Origin of the sequence: Streptomyces sp. NPDC050416 (assembly GCF_044458845.1) — a bacterium.
Taxonomy (GTDB): Bacteria; Actinomycetota; Actinomycetes; order Streptomycetales; family Streptomycetaceae; genus Streptomyces.
In genome coordinates, this window is the sequence record NZ_JBITII010000012.1 from 158000 (window position 1) to 182210 (window position 24211).

The 24211-nt window shown below is 70.9% G+C and carries 24 protein-coding genes and 1 riboswitch; of the genes, 11 read left to right on the forward strand and 13 right to left on the reverse strand.

The annotated features are described in order from the left end of the window. Nucleotides 1-3: 3 nt before the first annotated feature. Both ACIBL4_RS32170 and ACIBL4_RS32175 read right to left on the reverse strand, forming a co-directional pair. Nucleotides 4-657 (reverse strand): hypothetical protein, encoded by a 654-nt coding sequence (locus tag ACIBL4_RS32170; RefSeq protein WP_399415292.1) that lies wholly within the window; start codon nt 655-657, stop codon nt 4-6. A gap of 66 nt (nt 658-723) precedes the next feature. Further along, nucleotides 724-1224: a hypothetical protein gene (locus tag ACIBL4_RS32175; protein ID WP_385657589.1), complete on the reverse strand. Its 501-nt coding sequence runs from the start codon at nt 1222-1224 to the stop codon at nt 724-726. Nucleotides 1225-1462: 238 nt separating this feature from the next. Between ACIBL4_RS32175 and ACIBL4_RS32180 the strand changes: the two genes are divergently transcribed. Then, on the forward strand, nt 1463-2854 hold the full coding sequence (locus tag ACIBL4_RS32180) for a M1 family metallopeptidase (protein ID WP_399415293.1): 1392 nt from the start codon (nt 1463-1465) through the stop codon (nt 2852-2854). A gap of 17 nt (nt 2855-2871) precedes the next feature. Here the strand turns inward: ACIBL4_RS32180 and ACIBL4_RS32185 are convergent, their stop codons facing one another. Together ACIBL4_RS32185 and ACIBL4_RS32190 are read right to left on the reverse strand one after the other, a co-directional pair. Next, nucleotides 2872-3396 carry a GNAT family N-acetyltransferase gene (locus ACIBL4_RS32185; RefSeq protein WP_399415294.1) on the reverse strand — a complete coding sequence of 175 codons (525 nt, stop codon included), beginning with the start codon at nt 3394-3396 and terminating at the stop codon, nt 2872-2874. A gap of 121 nt (nt 3397-3517) precedes the next feature. Beyond that, on the reverse strand, nt 3518-4093 hold the full coding sequence (locus ACIBL4_RS32190; RefSeq protein WP_010035999.1) for a TerD family protein: 576 nt from the start codon (nt 4091-4093) through the stop codon (nt 3518-3520). A gap of 146 nt (nt 4094-4239) precedes the next feature. Here ACIBL4_RS32190 and arfB point away from each other — a divergent pair, with 146 nt between their 5' ends. After that, nucleotides 4240-4677, forward strand: coding sequence for an alternative ribosome rescue aminoacyl-tRNA hydrolase ArfB (gene arfB, locus ACIBL4_RS32195; RefSeq protein ID WP_399415295.1), 438 nt, complete (start codon nt 4240-4242; stop codon nt 4675-4677). Here the strand turns inward: arfB and ACIBL4_RS32200 are convergent. Both ACIBL4_RS32200 and ACIBL4_RS32205 read right to left on the reverse strand, forming a co-directional pair. Then, the gene (locus tag ACIBL4_RS32200) at nt 4674-5141 is read right to left on the reverse strand and encodes a GNAT family N-acetyltransferase (RefSeq protein ID WP_399415296.1); all 468 of its coding nucleotides are present in this window, start codon (nt 5139-5141) and stop codon (nt 4674-4676) included. The two genes, arfB and ACIBL4_RS32200, sit on opposite strands and share 4 nt — an antisense overlap. 49 nt (nt 5142-5190) lie before the next feature. After that, on the reverse strand, nt 5191-5775 hold the full coding sequence (locus ACIBL4_RS32205) for a flavin reductase family protein (RefSeq protein ID WP_399415297.1): 585 nt from the start codon (nt 5773-5775) through the stop codon (nt 5191-5193). 461 nt (nt 5776-6236) lie between these two features. On the opposite strand from ACIBL4_RS32205, the gene cdgB reads away from it, so the two are divergent. Continuing rightward, nucleotides 6237-7898 carry a diguanylate cyclase CdgB gene (gene cdgB / locus ACIBL4_RS32210; protein ID WP_399415298.1) on the forward strand — a complete coding sequence of 554 codons (1662 nt, stop codon included), beginning with the start codon at nt 6237-6239 and terminating at the stop codon, nt 7896-7898. Nucleotides 7899-8017: 119 nt separating this feature from the next. Next, complete coding sequence (locus tag ACIBL4_RS32215) at nt 8018-8962, forward strand: CBM35 domain-containing protein (protein WP_399415299.1); 945 nt, start codon at nt 8018-8020, stop codon at nt 8960-8962. A gap of 84 nt (nt 8963-9046) precedes the next feature. Here the strand turns inward: ACIBL4_RS32215 and ACIBL4_RS32220 are convergent, their stop codons facing one another. The 4 genes from ACIBL4_RS32220 to ACIBL4_RS32235 all read right to left on the reverse strand — a co-directional run bounded on the left by ACIBL4_RS32220 (nt 9047) and on the right by ACIBL4_RS32235 (nt 12725). Beyond that, the gene (locus ACIBL4_RS32220; RefSeq protein WP_399415300.1) at nt 9047-9427 is read right to left on the reverse strand and encodes a hypothetical protein; all 381 of its coding nucleotides are present in this window, start codon (nt 9425-9427) and stop codon (nt 9047-9049) included. Nucleotides 9428-9519: 92 nt separating this feature from the next. Beyond that, nucleotides 9520-10449 (reverse strand): 1-phosphofructokinase family hexose kinase, encoded by a 930-nt coding sequence (locus tag ACIBL4_RS32225; protein ID WP_399415301.1) that lies wholly within the window; start codon nt 10447-10449, stop codon nt 9520-9522. A gap of 123 nt (nt 10450-10572) precedes the next feature. Continuing rightward, nucleotides 10573-11784 (reverse strand): N-acetylglucosamine-6-phosphate deacetylase, encoded by a 1212-nt coding sequence (nagA, locus tag ACIBL4_RS32230; RefSeq protein WP_399415302.1) that lies wholly within the window; start codon nt 11782-11784, stop codon nt 10573-10575. Beyond that, entirely contained in the window at nt 11784-12725 is a 942-nt protein-coding gene (locus ACIBL4_RS32235) for an ROK family protein (RefSeq protein WP_399415303.1), read from the reverse strand. The genes nagA and ACIBL4_RS32235 overlap by 1 nt, the downstream gene beginning before the upstream one ends. Before the next feature lie 132 nt (nt 12726-12857). Here ACIBL4_RS32235 and ACIBL4_RS32240 point away from each other — a divergent pair, with 132 nt between their 5' ends. Further along, entirely contained in the window at nt 12858-14111 is a 1254-nt protein-coding gene (locus ACIBL4_RS32240) for an ABC transporter substrate-binding protein (RefSeq protein WP_399415304.1), read from the forward strand. 35 nt (nt 14112-14146) lie between these two features. Further along, nucleotides 14147-14392 (forward strand): DUF3263 domain-containing protein, encoded by a 246-nt coding sequence (locus ACIBL4_RS32245; RefSeq protein WP_399415305.1) that lies wholly within the window; start codon nt 14147-14149, stop codon nt 14390-14392. A gap of 360 nt (nt 14393-14752) precedes the next feature. On the opposite strand, the gene otsB is transcribed toward ACIBL4_RS32245, so the two are convergent. From otsB to ACIBL4_RS32260, 3 genes are all read right to left on the reverse strand, one after another. Further along, a complete protein-coding gene (otsB, locus tag ACIBL4_RS32250; RefSeq protein WP_399415306.1) occupies nt 14753-15607 on the reverse strand; it encodes a trehalose-phosphatase in 855 nt (284 codons plus the stop codon). Nucleotides 15608-15614: 7 nt separating this feature from the next. After that, entirely contained in the window at nt 15615-17003 is a 1389-nt protein-coding gene (locus ACIBL4_RS32255; protein ID WP_399415307.1) for a trehalose-6-phosphate synthase, read from the reverse strand. Nucleotides 17004-17076: 73 nt separating this feature from the next. Next, entirely contained in the window at nt 17077-18021 is a 945-nt protein-coding gene (locus ACIBL4_RS32260; protein ID WP_399415308.1) for a glucosyl-3-phosphoglycerate synthase, read from the reverse strand. Between the two features lie 155 nt (nt 18022-18176). After that, a riboswitch (SAM riboswitch) is annotated at nt 18177-18331 on the forward strand. A 15-nt stretch (nt 18332-18346) separates the two neighbouring features. On the opposite strand from ACIBL4_RS32260, the gene thrC reads away from it, so the two are divergent. The 5 genes from thrC (at nt 18347) to ACIBL4_RS32285 (ending at nt 24147) form a co-directional block, all read left to right on the forward strand. Continuing rightward, nucleotides 18347-19633 carry a threonine synthase gene (gene thrC, locus ACIBL4_RS32265; protein ID WP_399415309.1) on the forward strand — a complete coding sequence of 429 codons (1287 nt, stop codon included), beginning with the start codon at nt 18347-18349 and terminating at the stop codon, nt 19631-19633. A 110-nt stretch (nt 19634-19743) separates the two neighbouring features. Next, nucleotides 19744-20019: a ubiquitin-like small modifier protein 1 gene (locus ACIBL4_RS32270; protein ID WP_010035955.1), complete on the forward strand. Its 276-nt coding sequence runs from the start codon at nt 19744-19746 to the stop codon at nt 20017-20019. Nucleotides 20020-20466: 447 nt separating this feature from the next. Further along, complete coding sequence (locus ACIBL4_RS32275; protein WP_010035953.1) at nt 20467-20670, forward strand: cold-shock protein; 204 nt, start codon at nt 20467-20469, stop codon at nt 20668-20670. Between the two features lie 543 nt (nt 20671-21213). Next, on the forward strand, nt 21214-22836 hold the full coding sequence (gene groL, locus ACIBL4_RS32280) for a chaperonin GroEL (RefSeq protein WP_356926237.1): 1623 nt from the start codon (nt 21214-21216) through the stop codon (nt 22834-22836). 183 nt (nt 22837-23019) lie between these two features. Further along, on the forward strand, nt 23020-24147 hold the full coding sequence (locus tag ACIBL4_RS32285; RefSeq protein WP_399415310.1) for an NADH:flavin oxidoreductase: 1128 nt from the start codon (nt 23020-23022) through the stop codon (nt 24145-24147). Nucleotides 24148-24211: the final 64 nt, after the last annotated feature.

Consider the following 24211-nt stretch of genomic DNA (forward strand, 5'->3'; position numbering starts at 1 on the left):
CGCTCAACTGCCGTACCAGCCCCAGGTTCCCGCCCGTTCCGGGCAGTCGTAGGACTGGTGCAGTGCGATCAGGGCGTTGATCAGACGCGGGTCCACCTCGTGGCTCAGCAGCCGGTAGTCCTCGGCCACCGCGCGGAAGACGAGATGGGCGCGGCGTGAGGTGTCGCGCCAGATGACGCGGCGCGGCGGTCCGAAGCCGTCGCCGTCTCCCGCCAGAAGAGCCCAGATCAACAACAGCAGGTACACCGGAAAACCAACGGGCCACCACAGCGCCCACCACACCAGCCGGCCCTGGTACCCCTGGAGGACGGGGCCGGCCACCGGCTCCACGGTCCAGCGGCTGCGGCCCCAGCGGAAGGCGCGGCGGCGCCGCAGCGTGACCCGCCCGAGCGGCGCGCCGTGGGGATCCAGCACCTGGTACACCGCCGGGCGCCCGCTCAGCCGGGACCCCAGGGCCTGCTCCGTGACCACGCGGGCGACCGGCGTCCCGTCCTCGGCGCGCAGATGGAAGGCCCGCAGCGAGCGGAGCCGGTCAGGAGCGGGACTGTCGGGGTCACGGCACAGCCGGACGGAGGTGCCCTGCCCCGGCCCGTCGCCGACGACGGCCGGTGGGTGCACCCTGTAGTCCAGCCCGTAGGTCACACGCCCCTGCGTCATGCTCCCGCTCTCCCCGTGTCAGGTACTGATCACGGACAAGGGTGTCACCGCGGTCGCCGGCGCCCGTCAGGAGACCCTGGGGAAACGCGCCTGGAGCGTCCAGATCGCCGGGTTCTCGGCGAGGTCGTCGTGCAGGTCGGTGAGGTCGGCGATCAGGTCGTGCAGGAAGTCGCGGGCCTCGCGGCGCAGTTCGGAGTGGGAGACGGTGAGCGGGGGCTCCTCCGCGCGCATCCAGTCGGCCTCGATGTCCACCCAGCCGAAGCGGCGCTCGAACAGCATCCGGTCGGTCGACTCGGTGAAGTCCAGCTCCGCCCGCTGCGGCCGGGACGCCCGCGAGCCCGCCGGGTCCCGGTCGATCCGCTCCACGATGTCGCACAGCGCCCATGCGAAGTCGAGCACCGGCACCCATCCCCAGGCTGTGGACACCTCATGGTCGGTCTTGGTGTCCGCCAGATAGACGTCGCCGCAGAACAGGTCGTGCCGCAGGGCACGGACGTCCGCACGGCGGTAGTCGGTCTGGGGCGGGTCGGGGAAACGGTTGGAGAGGGCGTAGCCGATGTCGAGCACGGATGTGATGGTGTCACGCGCCCCAAGGGGGTGTCCGCAAAGTCCCGCCTGCCCCGCGGCGTCCGGCACGCCCTCTCGCCGCACCGGGCGAACACCCGCGTACAACCAGTACGCGGGCGTCCGCCCGGCACTCCCCCAGCCTTCGGCCGGGGGGACCCCCAAGCACGCACCGGACGCCGCCGGGCCCGCCCTCCGGGCGGACGACGGGACTTTACGGACACCCCCTAGGATCGCGACCGTGGCCCGATCTGTACGTCTTGTCCCTGTCCTGCTCGTCTGCGTTCTCGCCGGCACCGCGTGCGGCGGCGGAGTCCACGGCACCCCGGGCGGCTCAGGCGTGCGCGACCCGTACTTCCCGAAGGCCGGCAACGGCGGGTACGACGTCACCCACTACGACCTGCGCCTCGACTACGTCCCGGACGCACACCGCCTCACCGGCACGGCCACCCTCACAGCCCGGGCCACCGAGGCCCTCTCCGCCTTCAACCTCGACCTGCTCGGTCTGGAGGTCGGGAAGGTCACCGTCGGCGGCGAGACCGCCCGCTGGAACCGTGCCGGGCAGGAGCTCACCGTCCGGCCGCGTGAGGATCTCGACCGGGGTGAGACGTTCCGCGTGACCGTCGGCTACTCCGGGGCGCCCGAGACCGTCACCGACCCGGACGGCTCGCAGGAGGGCTGGCTGCGCACGGCGGACGGAGCCCTCGCGCTGGGCGAGCCCACCGGGTCGATGGCCTGGTTCCCCGGCAACCACCACCCCTCCGACAAGGCGGCGTACGACCTCACGGTGACCGTGCCGCGCGGGCTGCAAGCCGTGTCCAACGGGGAGCTGCGCGGCGAGACGACCGCGCGGGGCCGGACGACCTTCCGCTGGCACACCGCCGAGCCGATGGCGAGCTACCTCGCCACGCTCGCCGTCGGCCACTACGACATCTCCCGCTCCACCGCCCGGGCGGGCCTGCCCGTGTACACGGCCGTCGACCCGGCGGAGAAGCAGGGCAGCCGCGCGGTCCTCGCGCGCCTCCCCGAGGTCCTGCGCTGGGCGGAGCGGCGGTTCGGCCCGTACCCCTTCTCCGCCACCGGCGCGATCGTCGACCGCGCGCCCGACATCGGCTACGCCCTGGAGACCCAGAATCGTCCTGTGTTCCCCGGCGGCCCGGACATCACCTTCCTCGTCCACGAGTTCGCCCACCAGTGGTACGGCGACTCCGTCACACCGGAGAGCTGGCGGGACATGTGGCTCAACGAGGGCTTCGCGACGTACGCGGAGTGGCTGTGGGAGGAGGACCACGGCGGCGAGACGGCGCAGGAGACCTTCGACGCGCTGTACGACCATGGGGAGAAGACCTACGAGGACCTGTGGGCCTTCCCGCCGGCGCAACCCACGGACGCCGCGCACCTCTCCGCAGCCCCCGTCTACCAGCGCGGCGCCATGGTCCTCCACAAGGTCCGCCAGGCGGTGGGTGACGAGGTGTTCGGCGGCATCCTCCGGGGCTGGGCGGCGGACCGTCGCCACGGGAACGCCGACACGGCCGACTTCACGGCGTACGTCGAGAAGCGGGCGCCCGGGAAGGACTTCGACGGGATCTGGGAGGACTGGCTGTACGGGGAGGGGAAACCGGAGCGGGCCTGAGGGCGCGCCAGGGCGCGCTAGGAGGCGGTGAGTTCCTTGCGGAGCACCGCACACGGGCGCTTCATCTCCCGGTCCTCGCGATGGTCGATGACCTCGTAGCCGAGGGTGGTCCAGAAGGCCAGGGCCTTCGGGTTGTTGTCGAGGACGGCGAGGCGTACGGCGCCGCGATCCGCCGCCCGGAAGCGGTCCTCCACGAGGGTGGCCAGACGGCGGCCGTGGCCCTGGCCGTGCAGGCTCGCGTCCACCAGCAGGAGGCCGATCCACGGGTCCGGGTCGGCGGGGTCGGGGTGGTGGGCGAGGGTGATCGCGATCCCGGTCAGGAGGCCGAAGCTGCGGGCGAGCAGGACCTCCGTGCCGGGCTGGGCCCATTCCTCCGACAGGGCCTGTGCCACCTGCTCCGGGCGGATGTCGTGCGGGTCGGGGAAGTCGCCGGTGAGGGTGTGGAACGCGTGGTTGGAGGCGTAGAGGGCCGTGAGCTCCGCGAGGACGGGTTCGGGGAGGGCGTGGCCGGGGGGTGGCGGGAGCAGCGGGTCGAGGATCACATCGGGAACGTATCGCGGGCGGTTCGGGAACGTGTCGTGGGCGCGGGTTGGGGACGGGACGGGGAAGCCCCCGGGCCGGTGGACCGGCGCCGGAGGCTTCTGCCCCGCGTGAGGGCGTCCGTCAGACGTTCACGCCGAAGTCCTGGGCGATGCCGACCAGGCCCGAGGCGTAGCCCTGGCCGACCGCGCGGAACTTCCACTCCGCGCCGTTGCGGTACAGCTCGCCGAAGACCATGGCCGTCTCCGTGGCCGCGTCCTCCGACAGGTCGTAGCGGGCGATCTCGGCGCCGCCGGCCTGGTTGACGATGCGGATGTAGGCGTTGCGCACCTGGCCGAAGTTCTGCGAGCGGTTCTCGGCGTCGTAGATGGACACCGGGAAGACGATCTTGTCGATGTCGGCCGGGAGGGCGGCGAGGTTGACGTTGATCGCCTCGTCGTCGCCGGCGCCCTCACCCGTGCGGTTGTCACCGGTGTGGACGATCGAGTTGTCCGGGGTCTGCTTGTTGTTGAAGAACACGAAGTGGGCGTCCGAGTAGACCTTGCCCTGCGTGTTGACCGCGATCGCGGACGCGTCGAGGTCGAAGTCCGTGCCGGTGGTGGTGCGGACGTCCCAGCCGAGGCCCACGGTGACAGCGGTCAGGCCCGGAGCCTCCTTGGTGAGCGAGACGTTGCCACCCTTGGACAGGCTTACAGCCATTGTTGGGAGTCCCTTCCCTCGTTTACGTACGGCAAAGAAGCTACAGCTACCCCCATGAACGTGGAGAGGGGTACGCGAGGTTCCAGGTCCTTTACTTTCTTTACGCGCGATTATTCGGGTGACGTGGACCGGTCAGGAGCGGGAACATGGAGGGCATGTCTGGTCCCCACGTCATCCGCGGCTCCGTCTCCCTGCCCGAGGCCGAGCTCATCTGGCGTTTCTCACGGTCGTCGGGGCCGGGCGGGCAGCACGTCAACACCAGTGACTCGAAGGTCGAGCTCAGTTTCGACCTGGCGAGGACCGAGGCGCTGCCCGAGGTGTGGAAGCAGCGTGCCCTGGAGCGGCTGGCCGGGCGCCTGGTCGACGGAGTCGTCACCGTACGTTCCTCCGAGCACCGGTCCCAGTGGCGCAACCGCGAGACCGCCGCCGTACGCCTCGCCGCGCTCCTGGCCGAGGCCACCGCGCCGCCGCCCAAGCCCCGCAGGCCGACCCGGATCCCCCGGGGGATCAACGAACGGCGGCTGCGCGAGAAGAAGCAGCGCTCGGAGACCAAGCGGGGCCGTTCCCCGCAGAACTGGAACTAGGTCAGCTCCAGCACTCCGACCGTCTCGCCTCCGCTGGTCTCGCCGTTCGTGCGGAAGCCGAGCCCCAGGTAGAAGCCCTCCGGGCCGTCGGGGCCGGGATGCCAGGTGACGTAGTACTCCTTGGTGCCGCGCCGGCGCAGTTCCTCCGCGACGGACTCGACGGCGAAGCGGCCGTAGCCCCTGCCCTGCTCCCCGGCCGCGATGTTCAGCCGCCACAGGCCCGAGCGCAGCACGCTGCCGTCCTCGTACCAGTCGATGTCGAGGAAGGCCATGAGGAAGCCGACCGGGCGGTCGCCGTCGACGATCAGGCGGGGCCAGGCGACCCCGGGATGCACATAGGCCTCGGCGAGGGACTTCACGACCGGGGAGACCGCGTGTTCCTGGTCGGGGCGGACGCGGATGCCGAGTGCGGAATCGAGGTTCCCGGCGGTGATCTCCTCGAGGCGCGGACCCGTCTTTGTCATGCGCGCACCCTAGGCACGCCGATCATCCGGGACCACCGGATTTTTCACGTCACCCCAGGTGCCGGTACCGCCCCCGGAAGTACGTCAGCGGCCCGCCCTCGGCGCTCGGCACGCCGGCCGTCAGGACGCGGCCGATGACGAGGGTGTGGTCACCTGCCCGGACCCGCTGCTCGGTGCGGCACTCCAGGACGGCCAAGGCACCGCCGACCAGGGGCGCGTCGGTGTACTCGCCGCGCGTGTAGGGGATGTCCGCGAAGAGCAGACGGTCGCTGACGCGGCCCTTCATGGCGAAGCGGCCCGCGATGTGCCGCTGGCTCTCGGAGAGGACCGAGACCGCCCACAGGGGCTGCTCCTCGAGCAGTTCGTCCATGCGGGAGCCCTCGCGCAGGCTCACCAGCACCAGGGGCGGGTCCAGGGACACCGACATGAAGGCCGTGGCCGTCATGCCCACGTCCTCGCTGCCCGGCGCCGAGGGGTCGTCCGGGTCGAGCGGCGGCTCTTGCGCGGTCACCAGGACCACGCCCGAGGCCAGCCGGGACATGGCGGCGCGGAACTCGTCGTTGCTCACCCCCTCAGCATGCCCGGAGGCGGGCGGCGGAATGATCGCGGACGTGACAGCGGGAGTGTTCGGCACACCCGAAACGCTAATCTCCGTCTCCGGCGCCCCGCATCGGGCTCCCGCCCGATCACGGTCTTAGGACTCCTGACGGGCTTCCGACGGGCTTCAGGCGGAGTCCCGGCGGGGGGACTCCCGACGGACTCCCGGCGGCCTGCCGACGCCCTCCCGACGGGCTTCTGGCGGATTCCATACGGACCCCGTCGGACTCCCCACGGACTCCCGATCGGCTTGGGCGGTCACAGGGGAGAAATATGTGTGCATCTGACAAAGTTTGCGTTCGGTAGCCGCACGTGAAGAACGCAGAAACTCCACTCAATTGTTCAGGTTTGCCTGTGACTTGAGTCACAAGGGGCAGGAATTGTTGACCCTGTGTACCGAGTGGGCAGCGCGCTGTGATTCAGTGGCTGGGAAGCTGCCAGAACGATACGCCGATGAGAACCCTTGATTCGCTGCGAGGTCTCGGGGGGAGGGCGAGCATGGAGACCGAGTCGGAGCCCTACGTCCGCCTTGCCTCCCTGCGGCAACTGCACCAGGTCATGGCCGACATGAACACGGCCCGCAGCCTGGCGGACACACTGCAGACCGTCGCGGAGGGCGTCGTCGCCGCCCTCGGGTACGAGCTGGCGTGCGTGAACCTCGTACGGCCCGACGGCGACCTCGTCGTCGCCGCCTTCGCCGGGAACCCGGCCGCCGAGGCCCTCATCACCGGCCGCGTCGGCTCCCGCGAGTCCTGGGAACGCCGCCTCGGCATGGGCGAGCACTGGGGTGACCTGGTGTTCATACCGCACACCGAGGGCTGGGTCCTCGACGACGACGACGTCCCGCAGTGGTACACCGACGGCCCCGCCCCGCGCTTCGAGGACGAGTGGCACCCGGCCGACCGGCTCTTCGCCCCGATGTACGCGCCCGGCCCCCAGGGCAGCGCGGCCTGCGGCGAGCTGATCGGCGTGCTGTCCGTGGACCGGCCGCGCAACGGCCGCCGCCCCGGCGCCTGGGGCCGCGAGGCGCTCCAGATGTACGCCTTCCAGGCCGCCATCGCGATCAGCAACGCCCGGCTGCGCGCCAACATGCAGCGGGCGCTCGTCCGGCTGGAGCGTGAGCAGCAGGCGCTGCGGGCCAGTGAGGAAAGCTTCAGGCAGGCCTTCGAGTACGCCCCGTCCGGCATGGCCATCGCCGAGATGGGCGGCGACCAGCACGGCCGGATCCTGCGCACGAACGACGCCCTGTGCCGGCTGCTCGGCCGCCCCGCCTCCGCGATGCGCCGCTACTCGTTCTCCGACCTGGTCCACCCCGAGGACATAGGCACGCTCCTGCGCACCTCCGCCGAGGGTGGCCGGGCCGAGCTGCGCCTCGGCCGCCGGGACGGCACCTACGTCTGGGTCAGCCTGCGCAACAGCGTGGTCGCGGACGCCGCCGACGGCCCGCGCTTCCTCCTCACCCACGTCGAGGACATCGAGGAGCGCAAGCGCCGCGAGCTCCAGCTCGCCCACCGCGCCTCCCACGACTCGCTCACGGGTCTGCCGAACTCCGCCGAGCTGCGCTCCCGCCTGTCCGCACGGCTGTGCCAGCGCGCCGCGCCGTCGCACCCCGGCATCGTCGAGTCCCACGACGCGGCCTTCGGCCACCCCGCGTTCGACGCGATCGGCCACGCCTTCGACGCCGGGCCGAGCACCGAGCCGTTCGACGCCTACGACCACCATGTGCACACCGTCGCCCCGGACGGCGACCGCGACGACGGCACCAAGGGCCTCGCCGTCCTCTTCTGCGACCTCGACGGCTTCAAGTCGATCAACGACCGGTTCGGGCACAACGCGGGTGACGCGGTTCTCATCGAGGTCGCCCGCCGGCTCAGCAACGGCGTCCGCGACGGCGACACCGTCGCCCGGCTCGGTGGTGACGAATTCGTCATCCTCGCCGACGGACTCGGCCGCGCCGACGCGCAGGACCTCGCGGTCCGTCTGCGGAACGAGATCATCCAGCCCATCCGCGCCGAGGGGCGGGCCGTCCGGGTCGGCGCCAGCTTCGGCATCGGATGGGCACACTGTGGAATGACGGCGGACGAAGTGTTGAAATCCGCTGACGAGCGGATGTACGTCGAGAAACGATCTCGTCCCAAACAACACAGACGCGCGGGCTGAGCCCCAGGTCAGCGAGTGGATGCGGTCTGAGTCACCCGTTTGGGTCACTGGGAGCGGGTAGGCTCGCGTTCTCACGACCCGTACCGCATTGCACTGCACCTGACTGAGGAGACCAAGGGATGACGCCCGGCAACAACGGCGCGAGCACGCCCGAGGACGACGACCCGTTCGGCTATCTCTACGCCGACGGGCAGGCCAACGGGGCCCAGCCGCCGTCCGGGGGATACGGCTACCCGAACTCGGTCAACCGGGTGCGGGCGGTCGGCACACGCCAGTACGGCCAGCAGCCGCAGGCGAGCCAGACCGTACCGTACGGCCAGGTCCCGCAGCAGAGCGCTCCCGGCCGGCCGAACGCGCACTACGCGGCACCCGAGACGCTGCCCGGCGGCGCGCCCACCGCACAGCAGCAGGTGCCGGGCGGCGGTGGCGGCGGCCGGGGTGGCCGCGGCCCCAACACCAAGGGCCTGCTGATCGGCGCGATCGCGGTGGTCGCCGCGGTCGTCATCGGCATCGGCGTGGCCATGCTGGGCGGCGACAAGGACAAGGACGACGCGTCCGACAAGACGGGCCCGGCCCCGACCCAGTCCGAGGAGTCGAAGCCGAGCCCTTCGACCAGCAAGGCCGGAGCGGCCAAGCAGGATCTCCCGGAGACCGACGCCAAGGCCCTGCGGCTCAGCCCCGGCATGACGACGGCGTCCGATTTCAAGGGCGCGAAGGCCGCCGGCGGGGTCTATGTGACGGGCTTCAACCAGGTCGGTGCCAAGGTGACCTGGACGGTCGACGGTATCGAGAAGGCCGGCAGCTACCGGCTCAACGTGCGCTACGGCGTCCCCGGCACGGACGCCGACGCGACTGTGGTGGTCAACGGCAAGGCCAGCACCCGACCCCTGGACATGAGCAACTTCGGTAACTCGCCCAAGGGCGACTGGGAGCACGGCTGGAAGGAGACCTGGGTCATCGTGAACCTGACCAAAGGCACCAACACCATCGAGCTCGCCTGCAACCAGGGCAACAAGTGCGACGCGGTGCTCGACCAGTTCTCCCTGGCCCCGCCCAAGGGCTGACACGACCGGCGCCTCACCGCGGCGGCCGTCCTCCCGCACGACGCGGGAGGACGGCCGCCGTCGTTCTGGCGCGACGGGCTCAGGTCACTCGACCCGGCCCCACTCCAGGCAGCGCGTCGCCGCGTAGCGCTTCTTGCCGCCCCAGTTCACCTCGTGCCAGCGGTTCTCGGTGGGCGAGCTGCTGGTGCACTTGTAGTTGCCGCCGTCCACCGCGCTGCACCCGGCGACCCAGCACTTCACGATCTTCCCCTTCTTGAGGGTGCCGACCTTCCGCGACGTGGTGCTGGGCTTCTCGCGGATGCTGACGTCCCTGACGTCACTCCAGCCACCGCCCCAGTCCTGCGCGCCCGCCGGGCCCGCGACGACCGAGGCGGCTGTCGGAGCGGCCGTGGCCGCCGAGTTCATGGTGGCGACGAGACCCACGGAGGCGATGCCGGCCATGGCAAGCCTTGCGATCTTGTTCAACGGTTGTTCCCCCAACAAGAGGTCGATCTTGGTCGCTTGTGATCCTAGGTGATAAAGGGCGGTACAACTAAGCGATTTCGAGCGGGTGTTCGTCAGGCCGCCGACGCCTCGCCGGTCACCGCCACCCTCCCCAGCAGCTCCTCGTACACCCCCCGGTCGAACTCCCCGGCCACCGGTGCTGCCACCGTCGCCGCCGACAGGGCCACCGCCCGGGCCAGGCGGTCCGGCCAGGGGAGGTGTTCGACCAGGCCCGACAGCAGGCCCGCCACCACCGAGTCGCCCGCGCCTGTCGGGTTGCCTCGGACCGAGGTCGGTGGGGTGGCTCGCCAGCGGCCGTCGCGGGTGGCGGCGAGGAGGCCTTCCGGGCCCAGGGACGCCACGACCGCGGCCGCGCCCCGGCGGCGGGCGTCCTGCGTGGCGCGCAGGGGCTCGTGGGAGCCGGTGAGTTCCGCCAGTTCGTCGGCGTTCGGCTTGATGATGTCCGGGCGGGCCGCGACGCCCCGGCGCAGGGCCTCACCGCTCGTGTCCAGAAGGACCGGGACACCGGCGGCACGGGCCGTACGGACCAGGCCGGCGTACGCACCGACCGGCACGCCCGGGGGCAGGCTGCCGCACAGGGCCACCGCCGAGGCGGACGGCAGCAGGTCCTCGTAGGCCTCCTGGAAGGCCGACCACTCGGCGGGCGTGACCGTCGGGCCCGGTTCGTTGAGCTGCGTCGTGTCGCCGGTCTGGGAGTCGACCACGGCTATCGTGCGGCGGGTGGCGCCCGAGACCGGGACCAGCGCGTCCACCACGCCCGGCACCGCCCCGAGCAGGTCCTGCACGATCCGTCCCGTCGCCCCGCCCGTGAAACCGGTCACCGTCACCTCGTGCCCGAGCGCGGCGAGCACCCGGGCGACGTTGACGCCCTTGCCGCCGGGGCGTTCCGTCACCTCGGAGACGCGGTGGGAGGCGTGCGGCCTGAGGGACCGGACGCGGTAGGTGATGTCGAGAGCGGTGTTCAGTGTGACCGTGAGGATCACCTGGGCCGACCTCCCCCGAGAATGCGCTTGCCGCCGTGAACGTTCAGGTAGTCCGATCATGCCAAAGAGACGGCGGTCGGCCCAGTCCTGGAGTCGGCCACCGTCTCCCTGCCGCGGGCCGGATCAGCGCAGTTGGGGACCGACCACCCATTCGCCGCGGCGCATTACGCCCTTGAGGTCGTAGTCCGCGTCCAGAAGCACCAGATCCGCGTCCTTGCCGGGCTCCAGGGAGCCGATCCGGTCGTCCATGCCGAGGAGCCGGGCCGGGGTGGCCGACAGGGCCGTCACCGCGTCCTCGACGGAGAGGCCGTCGACCGTCACCGCCCGCTTGAAGGCGCGGTCCAGGGTGAGGGTCGAGCCGGCGATCGTGCCGTCCGCCAGCAGGCGGGCCACGCCGTCCGCGACCTCCACCTCCAGCGGGCCCAGCCAGTAGCGTCCGTCGCCGAAACCGGCCGCGTCCATCGCGTCCGTGATGAACGCCACCCGGTCCGCGCCCGCGCGGTGGAACGCCAGCCGGAGTGCGGCGGGGTGCAGATGCGTGCCGTCGTCGATCAACTCGACCGTGATCCTGTCGTCCTCCAGGAGCGCGGCGATCGGGCCGGGAGAGCGGTGGCCGAGCGGCGGCATCGCGTTGAACAGGTGGGTGGCGACCGTCGCGCCCGCGTCGATGGCCTCGACCGTCTGCTCGTAGGTCGCGTCGGTGTGGCCGATCGCCGCGATCACGCCCTGTTCGGCCAGGAGGCGTACGGAGTCGATGCCGCCGGGCAGCTCGGTGGCCAGCGTGACCATCGTCGCCCTGCCCCGGGCCGCGTCGATCAGCTTGCGGACCTCCGCCGGGTCCGGATCGCGCAGCAGCGCCTCGGAGTGCGCGCCCTTGCGGCAGGGGGAGATGAACGGGCCCTCGAAGTGGATGCCGGCGATCTCGCCCTGCTCGGCCAGCTCGCTCAGCAGGCCCGCGCGCTGGGTGAGGAAGTCCATGTCGCCGGTGACGGTCGAGGCGACCAGGGTGGTCGTGCCGTGCAGGCGGTGGGTGTGGATGCCCTTGAGGATGTCCTCGACCGAGCCGGAGGTGAAGGAGGCTCCGCCGCCGCCGTGGTTGTGGATGTCGATGAACCCGGGGATGACGTAGTGGCCGGTTACGTCGATGACCTGGGCGTTTTCGGGTGCCACTGCCGTGATGCGGGTGCCGTCGATGGTCACCTGGCCGTTTTCGACGGTTCCTGTGGGGAGGACGACGGTTGCGCCGGTGAGGACCGTGGGGCGTCCGGCCGTTGCGGGGTGCGGGTGTTTTGTGGCTGGTCGCGCAGTTCCCCGCGCCCCTGGGGGCGTTGCCATCAGGTGGTTACCTCCGAACGGTCGGTCGACAGCAGAAGATCCCAGGCCAGCAGGCCCGCCCCCAGACAACCGGCGCCGTCCCCCAGCGCCGCGGGGACGATCGACGGCTGCTTCTGGAAGGTGATGCGGTGACGGACGGCTTCCCGCAGCGGTGTGAACAGGGTTTCCCCCGCCTCCGCCAGCCCGCCGCCGATGATCAGGGTGCGGGGATCCAGCAGAGTCAGGGCCGTGACCAGGCCGTCGGCCAACGCGTCCACGGCGTCCTGCCAGACCGCCCGAGCTCTCGGATCGCCCGACTCGACGGCCTTCGCGCAGTGCGCCGCGTCCGCGTCCGGGGCGCCGGAGGCCGTCGCCCAGGCCTCGGTCACCGCCGCCGCCGACGCGAAGCGCTCCAGGCAGCCGTGCTGGCCGCAGGGGCACGGGGTCCCGCCGGGGCGTACGACGATGTGGCCGATCTCGCCCGCGAAGCCGTGCGCGCCCGCCTCGACCCGGCCGTCGACGCCGATGGCGCCCGCGATGCCGGTGCCCAGCGCGACGAACAGGAACCGGTCCGCGCCCCGGCCCGCGCCGATCCGGCCCTCGGCGAGGCCGCCGGTGCGCACGTCGTGGCCGAGGGCGACGGGGATGCCCAGCCGCTGCGCCAGCAGGTCGCGCAGGGGGACGTCACGCCAGCCGAGGTTCGCCGCGTAGGCGGCGACGCCCCGCGCCTCGTCGACGATGCCGGGGACGGCCACGCCGGCGGCCGACGCGGGCGTGCCGAAGTGCTCGGCGCCGTAAGCGCGCAGCTCGGCGGCGAAGTCGAGGATGCCCGCGACCACGGCGTCCGGTCCGTGCTCGCGTCGGGTGGGGCGGCGGGCCCGGTGCAGCAGCTCGCCCTGGGGACCGGCCAGAGCGGCCTTCATCCCGGTGCCGCCCACGTCGAGGGCGATGACATGTCTCACGTGGACAGTGTGACCCGGGGACCCGCAAGAGGTCTAGTCCACTCACGTGGTGTAGACCTTGTTCCGATTATCGAAAGCTTTCGTCGGCGGTCACGCCAGGGTTGGGGAAGAACAGCGGTGCAGCGGCGGTGGATGGCAGGAACGATCGCGGTGGTGTCCGCACTGGGCATGACGGCGGTCCTCGGCGGCTGTGGCGTGACGGGCGGTTCGGCCGACGTCACCCTGAAGCTGGTCGCCGCCGACTACGGAGACAGTGCGGCCAACAGCTCCAAGAAGTACTGGGACGAGCTCGTCGAGGAGTACGAGGCCGACCACCCCGGCGTCAAGATCGACGTCAGCGTCTACTCCTGGAACGACGTCGACCGCAAGGTCAGGGAGATGGTCGCCGCCGGTGACCCGCCGGACATGGCGCAGATCGGCGCGTATGCCGACTACGCGGCGCAGAACCAGCTCTACAAGGCCGACGACCTGCTCTCCATACCCGTGCAGGCCGACTTCGTCGGGCAGCTGGCCTCCGCGGGACAGGTCAAGGGCGTGCAGTACGGCATGCCGTTCGCCTCCTCCACCCGCGTGCTCTTCTACAACAAGACGCTCTTCGCCAAGGCCGGCATCACCCCGCCCAAGACCTGGGACGACCTGGCCGACGACGCCGAGGCGCTCAAGGACGAGGGCGTGAAGTACCCCTACGCGCTGCCCCTCGGTCCGGAGGAGGCGCAGGCCGAGACCCTGCAGTGGATGCTCAGCGGCGGGGGCGGCTACACCGACAGCGTCGACAGCTACGGCATCGACTCCCCGGAGAACATCGACACCTTCTCCTGGCTGAAGAACGAACTGGTCGCCAAGAACCTGACCGGGCCGGTCGCGCCCGGCGAGCTGAACCGGGCCGCCGCGTTCGCCGCCTTCGCCAAGGGCGAGGTCGGCATGCTCAACGGCCACCCCTCCCTGATGAAGATCGCCGCCAAGCACGGCGTCGAGTACGGCATGGTGCCGACCCCGGGCAAGGAGGGGCCGAGCAAGTCCACGCTCGGTGTCGCCGACTGGATGACGGCCTTCCGGAAGAACGGCCACCGCGACCAGGTCGGCGACTTCCTCGACTTCGTCTACAGCGAGAAGAACGTGCTGGCCTTCTCCCGCGAGTACGACCTGCTGCCGGTCACCAGCTCCGCGTCCCAGGCCATGGCCGACTCCGGCCGGGACCGGCACCTCAAGCCGTTCCTGGAGGAGCTGGTGGCCTCCGAGCTCTACCCGGTCGGCAAGACCTCCTGGGCCGATGTCAGCGCCGAGGTGAAGAAGCAGATCGGCAAGGCCGTCGCGCCCACGGGGAGCCCCTCGGGCGTCCTCGGCCACCTCCAGGCGGCGGCGACCCGGGCGGAGAGCGCGGAGTAGACCCGCTGTCGGTGGCGGGCGTTACGGTGCCTGGCATGGAAGAGGACACGGGTGACGAGCGGCTCGGGCGCAGGGAGCGGGACATCCTGGCGCTCGAACGCCGTGGTTTCTCCGGGCCCGGCGCGAAGGAACGGGCCGTACGGGAGGAGCTGGGCCTCGCCCCGGTGCGCTACTACCAGCTCCTCAACGCCCTGCTGGACGACCCCCGGGCCTTGGCCCACGACCCGGTGACGGTCAACCGGCTGCGGCGGATCCGGGAGAGGCGCCGGGCAGAGCGTTAGGCCCGTCTGACACATTCCCGCCTGCTCCGCGGCGTCTGGCACGCACGCTCGCCGCGTTGCCGAACCGCCCACGTGGCTCCTCCCGAACGCTCGGACAACCTCGCGCGGGGGGACCCCCACCGAGGCGCTCCGGCGCCTTGCGATCGCACGCACCAGACGCCGCGGAGCCCGCCCTTCGGGCTGACGACGGGAATGCGCCAGACAGGCCCGGGACGCGTCATCCTCCCGAACGCTCGGACAACCTCGCGCGGGGGGACCCCCACCGAGGCGCTCCGGCGCCTTGCGATCGCACGCACCAGACGCCGCGGAGCCCGCCCTTCGGGCTGACGACGGGAATGCGCCAGACAGGCCCGGGACGCGTCAGCCGAGCCGATCCGCCAGTTCGCGCAGCAGGCGTACGACGCCCTCCGGGCCGTCCACCACCACGTCCGCCCGTTCCCTCAGCTCGGTCACCTCGTCGCTGCCGCTGCACACCAGCAGGCCCGGGGTGCCGTCCGAGCGGAGCGTGTCGACGGCCGCGTAGGCGGGCAGGTCGCCCAGGTCGTCGCCGGCGAAGAGGACGGACCCGGCGCCGATCTCCCGGGCGAACCCGGTGAGGGCGGCGCCCTTGTCCATGCCGGGCGGGCGCAGTTCGAGGACCATGCGGCCGGGCTCCACGATCAGGCCGTGGCGGCCGGCCAGGCCGGCGAGCGGATCGCGCAGGGAGTCCAGCGTGGCCTGCGGGTCGGCGGCCCGGCGGGTGTGCACCGCCACGGACCGGCCCTTGTCCTCGATCCAGGTCCCCTGCGACGCGCCGAACCGTTCGAGGAGCTCGGGCAGCTCGGTGCGTACGGCGGCCACGCCCGGATGCGGCTCGGGGGCGCCGATCTCGCCGGTGCGGGCGTCCCAGCGTTCGGCGCCGTAGTGGCCGAGGACCACGAGGTGCTCCAGCCCCGGAACGTCCGCGAAGCCGCCGTTGCGCACCGCGACCTCGGCCGGCCGCCCGGTGATCACCGCCACGGCCGCCACCTTCGGCGCGAGCGCGGCCAGCGCGGGGACGGCCTCCGGGTGGGCCCGGGCCTGTTCGGGGTCGGCCACGATCGGCGCGAGCGTCCCGTCGAAGTCGAGGCCGATCAGCGCCCGGCCGGGGCGGTCGAGGAGGGCGTCCAGACCCTCCTGGCCGGCCTTCGTCGTGGGAGGGGGCAGCGGCTGCGACGCCGGCGTGATGCTGCTCATCCGTCGCTCAGCCCCTCAACGCGTCGAGCTGGTCCAGGAACCACTGCGCCGGCGGCAGCGCGGTCGCCGCCGCTGCCAGCCGCTTGCTGCGCTCGGCCCGCTCCTCCGGGCGCATCGACAGCGCCTCGTGCAGGGCCGCCGCCGTCCCCGTCACGTCGTACGGGTTCACCACGATCGCGTCCTCGCCCAGCTCCTCGAACGCCCCCGCCTCCCGCGACAGCACCAGGGCGCAGCCCTCGTCGGAGACGACCGGGACCTCCTTGGCGACGAGGTTCATGCCGTCCCGGATGGGGTTGACGAGTGCCACGTCGGCCAGCCGGTACGCGGCCAGGGAGCGGGCGAAGTCGTCCTTGAGGTTGAGGACGACCGGGGTCCACCCCGGCGTGCCGAACTCGGCGTTGATCTCCTCCGAGAGCCGCCGCACCTCGGCCGTGTACTCCCGGTACACCGCGAGGTCCTGGCGCGAGGGATACGCGAAGGCCACGTGCACCACGCGCTCGCGCCACTCGGCGTGGGTCTGAAGCAGCCGGCGGTAGGCCAGCAGGCCGCGCACGATGTTCTTCGACAGCTCCGTGCGGTCGACCCGGACGATGGTGCGGCGGCCCTCGCCGATCTCCTCCCGGAGCGCGGCCATCCGCTCCTCGACGTCCTGCTCGTGCGACCGCTTCCGCAGGAAGTCCGCGTCGGCCCCGAGCCCGTGCACACCGATCCGCGTGCCGCCGAGCCCGCCGGCGAACTGCTCGGCGCACGCGGTGAACGCGTCCGCCCAGCGGTGCGTGAGGAAACCCAGCCGGTCCGCGCCCAGCATGCCGCGCAGCACCTGCCCGGCCACGTCGTCCGGCAGCATCCGGAAGTACTCGGGCGGCGCCCACGGCGTGTGCGAGAAGTGGCCGATCCTCAGGTCCGGGCGCAGCTCGCGGAGCATGCCCGGGACCAGCGTCAGGTGGTAGTCCTGCACCACGACCGCCGCGCCCTGCGCCGCCTCCTCGGCCAGCGCCTCGGCGAACGCCCGGTTGTACGTCTCGTAGGACGCCCACTGGCGCCGGAACTCCGCGTCGAAGACCGGCTCCAGCGGCGTCTGGTAGATCATGTGGTGCACGAACCACAGCACCGAGTTGGCGATGCCGTTGTACGCGTCCGCGTGCACGTCGGCCGGGATGTCCAGCATCCGCACGCCGTCCTCGCCGACGCCCCGCCGGACCGCCTCCCGGTCGCCGTCGGACAGCGCCGAGCACACCCACAGCGCGTCCGCGTCCGAGCCGATCGCGGACAGCCCCGAGACCAGCCCGCCGCCACCCCGCTTGGCGTTCAGCGAACCGTCATCGCCCACCGCGTACGAGACCGGACCGCGGTTGGACGCCACCAGCACCTGTGCAGCACCGTACGTCGAAGCCATACGCCTCAACCTAGCCCGGCCCGGAAACGCTCAAACGTGCGGCCCCGCCCCACCCGGCCGAAAACGACCCCGGTCAGGCCGCTCTCCTCGCCTGGTACTCGGCGATCTCCACCATCGGCGGACGCTCCTCGGTGTCCACGGAGTAGGTGCGCGGCTCGAAGCCGTCGCCGCCCCGCTCGAACTGTGTCAGGGACGGCCGGATCAGATGCCCGCGGGCCAGCCGCAGCTGGGCCGTGCGGTAGATCGCGGCGGCCATCCGGCCCAGCGCCTGCCCGTCCTGGTGCCGGTGCTTGCGCACCCCGACGTCCACCTGGGCGAGGGCGTCCAGGCCCACCAGGTGCAGCGCGTCGACCAGCATGCCCAGCTCGACGCCGTACCCGACGGGGAAGGGCAGCTGCTCCAGCAGCGAGCGGCGGGCCGCGTACTCGCCGCCGAGCGGCTGCACGAACCCGGCCAGCTGCGGCCAGTGCATGTTGAGCAGCGGGCGGGCCATCAGCTCCGTGACCCGGCCGCCCTGCCCGGCCGCCCCGCCGAGGGGACGGTCGTACATGCCCTTCACCAGGGCGACGTCCGGGTCGGTGAGCAGCGGGCCCACGATCCCGGAGACGAAGTCGGACGAGAAGTCCCTCAGGTCCGCGTCGATGAAGCAGACGATGTCCCCGCGCGTGACGAGCAGCGAGCGCCACAGCACCTCGCCCTTGCCCGGAACGGCGGGGATCCGCGGGATGATCTCGTCGCGGTGCACCACCGTCGCGCCCGCGGCGGCGGCCACCTCCGACGTGCGGTCGGTCGACCCCGAGTCGACGACGACCAGCTCGTCGACGAGCGGGACCTGCCGCATCAGGTCGTGACGGATGATCGCGGCGATGTCACCGACCGTCTCCTCCTCGTTGAGCGCGGGCAGCACCACACTCACCGTCTGGCCTGTGCGCTGCTTGGCGGCCAGGATCTGGTGGAGCGGACGATCGGTCGCTGACCAGGACCGGGTGCTCAGCCAGCGCTCGACTTCTTCCAGCACCGTGGCGGCTCCTCTGCGTACTCTCGGCGGGACGGACTGTGACCCATCTCGCGGTTCGGACGACTATCTCAACTGTCCTGGTCGTCGGTTACAGTCTTGAACAACGCGGATGACCATCGCATGTCCGGGGTCGTCCGTTGTTTACAACCGAATACAGCTCATCCAGAGGGGCAGAGGGATACGGCCCGATGAAGCCCCGGCAACCCTCCAGCCGATACTCGTAGGTCACTGTCGACCGCTCCGCGAGGCTCCGGCTCGGGAAGGTGCCAAATCCGTCTCACGGCGAGATGCGTCGTGAGGAAGATGAGGAAGGGCCTCGCCTCACATGGCTGTGCAGACTGTTGCAAGCACCACCGACTCCACCGTAGACCTCGGCCCCGCCGCCGCCCTGAGCTGCCGCGAGTGCGGTCACCGCGTACCCCTCGGTCCGGTCTTCGCGTGCGAGGAGTGTTTCGGCCCGCTGGAGATCGCCTACGACTTCTCGGCCTACGGCACCGAGGAACTCCGCAAGCGGATCGAAGCGGGACCCGCGAACATCTGGCGCTACGCCCCGCTGCTGCCGGTCCCGGCCGACGTGGCGACCAAGCCGAACATCAACCCGGGCTGGACCCAGCTCGTCAAGGCCGACAACCTCGCGCGCGAGCTGGGCGTCGAGGCGGGCAAGCTCTTCATCAAGGACGACTCCGGCAACCCGACGCACTCCTTCAAGGACCGGGTCGTCGCCCAGGCCCTGGAGGCCGCCCGCGCCTTCGGCTTCACCACGCTGTCCTGCTCCTCCACCGGCAACCTCGCCGGCGCCGTCGGCGCCGCGGCGGCCCGCGCCGGCTTCCGCTCCTGCGTGTTCATCCCGCACGACCTGGAGCAGGGCAAGGTCGTCATGGCCGCGATCTACGGCGGCGAGCTCGTCGGCATCCAGGGCAACTACGACGACGTGAACCGCTTCTGCTCCGAGCTGATCGGCGACCCGGCCGGCGAGGGCTGGGGCTTCGTCAACGTCAACCTGCGGCCGTACTACGCGGAGGGCTCCAAGACCCTGGCGTACGAGATCTGCGAGCAGCTCGGCTGGCAGCTGCCGGACCAGATCGTGGTGCCGATCGCCTCCGGCTCGCAGCTCACGAAGATCGACAAGGGCCTGCAGGAGCTGATCAAGCTCGGGCTGGTCGAGGACAAGCCGTACAAGATCTTCGGCGCGCAGGCCGAGGGCTGCTCTCCGGTGTCGACGGCGTACAAGGCCGGCCACGACGTCGTCCGCCCCCAGAAGCCGGACACCATCGCCAAGTCGCTGGCGATCGGCAACCCGGCGGACGGGCCGTACGTGCTGGATATTGCGCGGCGGACGGGCGGTGCGGTGGAGGACGTCAACGACGAGCAGGTCGTTGACGCGATCAAGATTCTCGCCCGGACCGAGGGCATCTTCGCGGAGACCGCCGGTGGTGTGACCGTGGGTGTGGCGAAGAAGCTGATCGAGAACGGGGTGCTCGACCCGTCGAAGACGACCGTGGTGCTGAACACGGGGGATGGTCTGAAGACGCTGGATGCGGTGGCCGGGACCGGGCTTACCGCGACCATTCGTCCCAACCTGGATTCGTTCCGTGAGGCTGGGCTCGTCTGATCGTTGTCTGCTGCGGGCCGGTGGGGGCTGGTCGCGCCCACGCGGCGGAGCCGCGCATCGATACAGCCCCGCGCCCCTAGGCTCGCTACCCAACCGGAGGTTTTGAAGTCATGAGCGTCACCGTTCGTATCCCCACCATCCTGCGTACCTACACCGGCGGGCAGGCCGAGGTCGCCGCCGAGGGGGCGACCCTCGGCGAGGTCATCGCCGATCTCGAGAAGAACCACACCGGGATCGCCGCCCGGGTGCTGGACGACCAGGGCAAGCTGCGCCGGTTCGTCAACGTGTACGTCAACGACGACGACGTGCGGTTCGAGCAGGGGCTGGAGACGGCGACGCCGGACGGTGCCGGGGTGTCGATCATTCCCGCCGTCGCGGGTGGCTGAACCGGTCGACCGGCTTGATTATTACCTTCGGTAACGGCGGTCACTGAGAGTTCATCGAATTGCCCCCTCCGTAAGAGAAACGGAGGGGGCAATTCTGTGTGATTGAGCGCGGTACAGTTGGGGAACGCACCGCCGATCTCCTGATCGGGAGCCCTTAATTCCTGCCGCGCGCCCGACAAGATGTAGCCAAAGTGTGTGCGTCTTTCGCGGCTTTTGTTCCTTTTGTGTGGCCCGACTTGCCCTGAAGTCTGGCGAATTCTCCCCACATTCCGGATCCTGCGCGTCCAGAATTCTCGTCCGATTGACCTGTTGCAGACGGCAGTTGGACAGATACATTCAGCCGCGGTCGACGCGTTCCGGCGCACGCCCCCAACCGTGGGGGGTGAGGTCTGACCCGGGTCCGCGAAGTGTGGATCTGTGCAAGGGCCAGTAATAGGGGAGTTAGGCATGGCTCAGGGCACCGTCAAGTGGTTCAACGCGGAGAAGGGGTACGGCTTCATCGCGGTCGACGGTGGTGCGGATGTTTTCGTCCACTACAGCGCGATCCAGATGGACGGCTACCGCACCCTGGAGGAGGGCCAGCGGGTCGAGTTCGAGATCTCGCAGGGCCAGAAGGGACCGCAGGCCGACATGGTTCGCGTCTCTGCCTGAACGCGCACCACGACCAAGCGCAAGCGACCGGTCTTCTCTGAAGGGCCCGCACCCCACGGGGTGCGGGCCCTTCGGCCTGCCTGCTCGGGGGCCGGCGCCCGGGGTGACGGGATCGCCGGGCGACCGCTCGTCGAAACCGCCGCGCCCGAACGCGCCTCGGCGCCCGCCCGGTGCCGGGCGCGGGGGTTCTCCCTCCGGACTCGCTCGCGTCGTCGGTCGCGTCTCGCCGTCGCGGGCCGGGGGTCAGGCATTTCTCTGCTCGCCCGGTCCGCCGCGGCGCTCCCGTGGCCTGCGGGCCGAGCCGGATGCGCTCTGTTCGCCGGAGGCTGAGCGCCCGCTCGAACCGTGGGAGTCGCTTGCACTCGCCATGCCCGAGTGCTAATCATTGCGTTAGCACTCTGAAGGTGAGAGTGACAACGTAAGGACCGGGTCGGTGAGGCCCGCAGGCTGGGTGGGAAGGAACCACGAGGCCGGCGAGCCGTCCGTCGCGGGCGCGGGCGCGGTCCGAAGTAATCACCCCCAGTCCTGGAGGGACCACTTCACATGGCCAAGATCATCGCGTTCGACGAGGAGGCGCGGCGCGGCCTCGAGCGCGGCATGAACCAGCTCGCGGACGCCGTCAAGGTGACGCTCGGCCCCAAGGGCCGCAACGTCGTCCTCGAGAAGAAGTGGGGCGCCCCCACGATCACCAACGATGGTGTGTCCATCGCCAAGGAGATCGAACTCGAGGACCCGTACGAGAAGATCGGCGCCGAGCTGGTCAAGGAAGTCGCCAAGAAGACGGACGACGTCGCCGGTGACGGTACGACCACCGCGACCGTTCTCGCCCAGGCCCTGGTCAAGGAAGGCCTGCGCAACGTAGCCGCCGGTGCCAACCCGATGGCCCTCAAGCGCGGCATCGAGCGCGCCGTCGAGGCCGTCTCCGCCGCCCTGCTGGAGCAGGCGAAGGACGTCGAGACCAAGGAGCAGATCGCCTCCACGGCCTCCATCTCCGCCGCCGACACCCAGATCGGCGAGCTCATCGCCGAGGCCATGGACAAGGTCGGCAAGGAAGGCGTCATCACCGTCGAGGAGTCCCAGACCTTCGGTCTGGAGCTGGAGCTCACCGAGGGTATGCGCTTCGACAAGGGCTACATCTCGGCGTACTTCGCCACCGACATGGAGCGTATGGAGGCCGTCCTCGACGACCCGTACATCCTGATCGCCAACTCGAAGATCAGCAACGTCAAGGACCTGCTGCCGCTCCTCGAGAAGGTCATGCAGTCCGGCAAGCCGCTGCTGATCATCGCCGAGGACGTCGAGGGCGAGGCCCTGTCGACCCTGGTCGTCAACAAGATCCGCGGCACCTTCAAGTCCGTCGCCGTCAAGGCCCCGGGCTTCGGCGACCGCCGCAAGGCGATGCTGCAGGACATCGGCATCCTCACCGGCGGCGAGGTGATCTCCGAGGAGGTCGGCCTCAAGCTGGAGAACGCCACGATCGACCTCCTGGGCAAGGCCCGCAAGGTCGTCATCACCAAGGACGAGACCACCATCGTCGACGGTGCCGGCTCCGCCGAGCAGGTCCAGGGCCGGGTCAACCAGATCCGCGCCGAGATCGAGAACAGCGACTCGGACTACGACCGCGAGAAGCTGCAGGAGCGCCTGGCGAAGCTGGCCGGCGGCGTGGCCGTCATCAAGGCCGGTGCCGCCACCGAGGTGGAGCTCAAGGAGCGCAAGCACCGCATCGAGGACGCCGTGCGCAACGCCAAGGCGGCCGTCGAGGAGGGCATCGTCGCCGGTGGTGGCGTGGCCCTGCTGCAGGCCTCCTCGGTCTTCGAGAAGCTGGAGCTCGAGGGTGACGAGCTGACCGGCGCCAACGCCGTGAAGCTGGCGCTGGAGGCCCCGCTCAAGCAGATCGCCGTCAACGGTGGTCTCGAGGGCGGCGTCATCGTCGAGAAGGTGCGCAACCTGCCCGTCGGCCACGGTCTGAACGCCGCGACCGGTGAGTACGTCGACATGATCGCCGAGGGCATCATCGACCCGGCGAAGGTGACCCGTTCCGCGCTGCAGAACGCCGCCTCCATCGCCGCGCTGTTCCTCACCACCGAGGCCGTCATCGCCGACAAGCCGGAGAAGGCCGCCGCGCCCGCCGGCGGCGGCATGCCGGGCGGTGACATGGACTTCTGATCGACCTGGTCGATCAACGTCCTTGCCGAGGGCGGCACTTCCTGTTCGTCAGACAGGGAGTGCCGCCCTCCGGCGTGTCCGGGGTCACAGCGCGGGCGGGATGGCGTGGGCGGGGCGGGTGGTTGAAGCGTACGTCGCATGCGTATGCACATACTGTCCGGTATCCGAAGAGGAGCACCCCACGTGACCGTCGACGCCTCCGCCGCCTCCCGCGCCGCCGAAATCCTGTCCCGGCCCGTATCGCTGGGCGGCCTGACCGTCCCGAACCGGATCGCGATGGCGCCGATGACCCGCATGTTCTCCCCGGGCGGCGTCCCCGGCGACGACGTCGTCTCGTACTACTCCCGCCGCGCCGCCGCCGGAGTCGGCCTGATCGTCACCGAGGGCACCTACGTCGGCCACGAGTCGGCAGGGCAGAGCGACCGCGTGCCGCGGTTCCACGGCGAGGAGCAGCTCGCGGGCTGGGCGAAGGTCGCCGAGGCGGTGCACGCCGCGGGCGGCACGATCGTGCCGCAGCTGTGGCACATCGGCATGGTCCGCAACCAGGGCGAGCCGCCGGTCGCGGACGCTCCGGCCGTCGGCCCCTCCGGTCTGCGCATCGGCGCGACCGAGCCCACCGGCAAGGCCATGACCCAGGCCGACATCGACGCCGTCATCGGCGCGTTCGCCGAGGCCGCGGCCGCCGCCGAGCGCATCGGCTTCGACGGCGTGGAGATCCACGGCGCCCACGGCTACCTGCTCGACCAGTTCTTCTGGGAGGGCACCAACCGCCGCACCGACGCCTATGGTGGCGACCCGGTCGCCCGTGCCAGGTTCTCGGCGGAGATCGTCGCGGCCGTCCGCGAGACCGTCTCGGCCGACTTCCCCGTCATCTTCCGCTACTCGCAGTGGAAGCAGGACGCCTACGACGCCCGCCTCGCCGAGACGCCCGAGGAGCTGGAGGCCATCCTGACCCCGCTCGCCGCGGCCGGGGTGGACGTCTTCCACGCCTCCACCCGCCGCTACTGGGTGCCCGAGTTCGACGACTCGGACCTCAACCTGGCCGGCTGGACCAAGAAGCTCACCGGCAAGCCCGCCATCACCGTCGGCTCGGTCGGTCTGAACGGCGACTTCATCAAGGCCTTCCAGGGCGAGGGCGCCGAGATCGGCGACCTCGACAACCTCCTGGACCGCTTCGAGCGCGACGAGTTCGACATGGTCGCCGTCGGCCGTGCCCTGCTCCAGGACCCGGAGTGGGCGCGGAAGGTCCTGTCCGGCCGCTTCGAGGAGCTGGCGCCGTACGACCCGGCGGCGCTGAAGACGCTCAGCTGAGCCCGGAGCCTGTGCCTCTGGATCTCCTTGCGTCAGTCAAGGACGCTGACTGAGCGCCTGTTCA

Coding starts and splice junctions, on each gene's coding strand:
- cdgB (WP_399415298.1), top strand. CDS start 6,237: ATGGAGACCGAGTCGGAGCCCTACGTCCGCCTTGCCTCCCTGCGGCAA.
- ACIBL4_RS32215 (WP_399415299.1), top strand. CDS start 8,018: ATGACGCCCGGCAACAACGGCGCGAGCACGCCCGAGGACGACGACCCG.
- ACIBL4_RS32270 (WP_010035955.1), top strand. CDS start 19,744: ATGAGCGTCACCGTTCGTATCCCCACCATCCTGCGTACCTACACCGGC.
- otsB (WP_399415306.1), bottom strand. CDS start 15,607: ATGAGCAGCATCACGCCGGCGTCGCAGCCGCTGCCCCCTCCCACGACG.
- ACIBL4_RS32275 (WP_010035953.1), top strand. CDS start 20,467: ATGGCTCAGGGCACCGTCAAGTGGTTCAACGCGGAGAAGGGGTACGGC.
- ACIBL4_RS32255 (WP_399415307.1), bottom strand. CDS start 17,003: ATGGCTTCGACGTACGGTGCTGCACAGGTGCTGGTGGCGTCCAACCGC.
- thrC (WP_399415309.1), top strand. CDS start 18,347: ATGGCTGTGCAGACTGTTGCAAGCACCACCGACTCCACCGTAGACCTC.
- arfB (WP_399415295.1), top strand. CDS start 4,240: ATGGAGGGCATGTCTGGTCCCCACGTCATCCGCGGCTCCGTCTCCCTG.
- ACIBL4_RS32240 (WP_399415304.1), top strand. CDS start 12,858: ATGGCAGGAACGATCGCGGTGGTGTCCGCACTGGGCATGACGGCGGTC.
- ACIBL4_RS32200 (WP_399415296.1), bottom strand. CDS start 5,141: ATGACAAAGACGGGTCCGCGCCTCGAGGAGATCACCGCCGGGAACCTC.
- ACIBL4_RS32190 (WP_010035999.1), bottom strand. CDS start 4,093: ATGGCTGTAAGCCTGTCCAAGGGTGGCAACGTCTCGCTCACCAAGGAG.
- nagA (WP_399415302.1), bottom strand. CDS start 11,784: ATGGCAACGCCCCCAGGGGCGCGGGGAACTGCGCGACCAGCCACAAAA.
- ACIBL4_RS32170 (WP_399415292.1), bottom strand. CDS start 657: ATGACGCAGGGGCGTGTGACCTACGGGCTGGACTACAGGGTGCACCCA.
- ACIBL4_RS32245 (WP_399415305.1), top strand. CDS start 14,147: ATGGAAGAGGACACGGGTGACGAGCGGCTCGGGCGCAGGGAGCGGGAC.
- groL (WP_356926237.1), top strand. CDS start 21,214: ATGGCCAAGATCATCGCGTTCGACGAGGAGGCGCGGCGCGGCCTCGAG.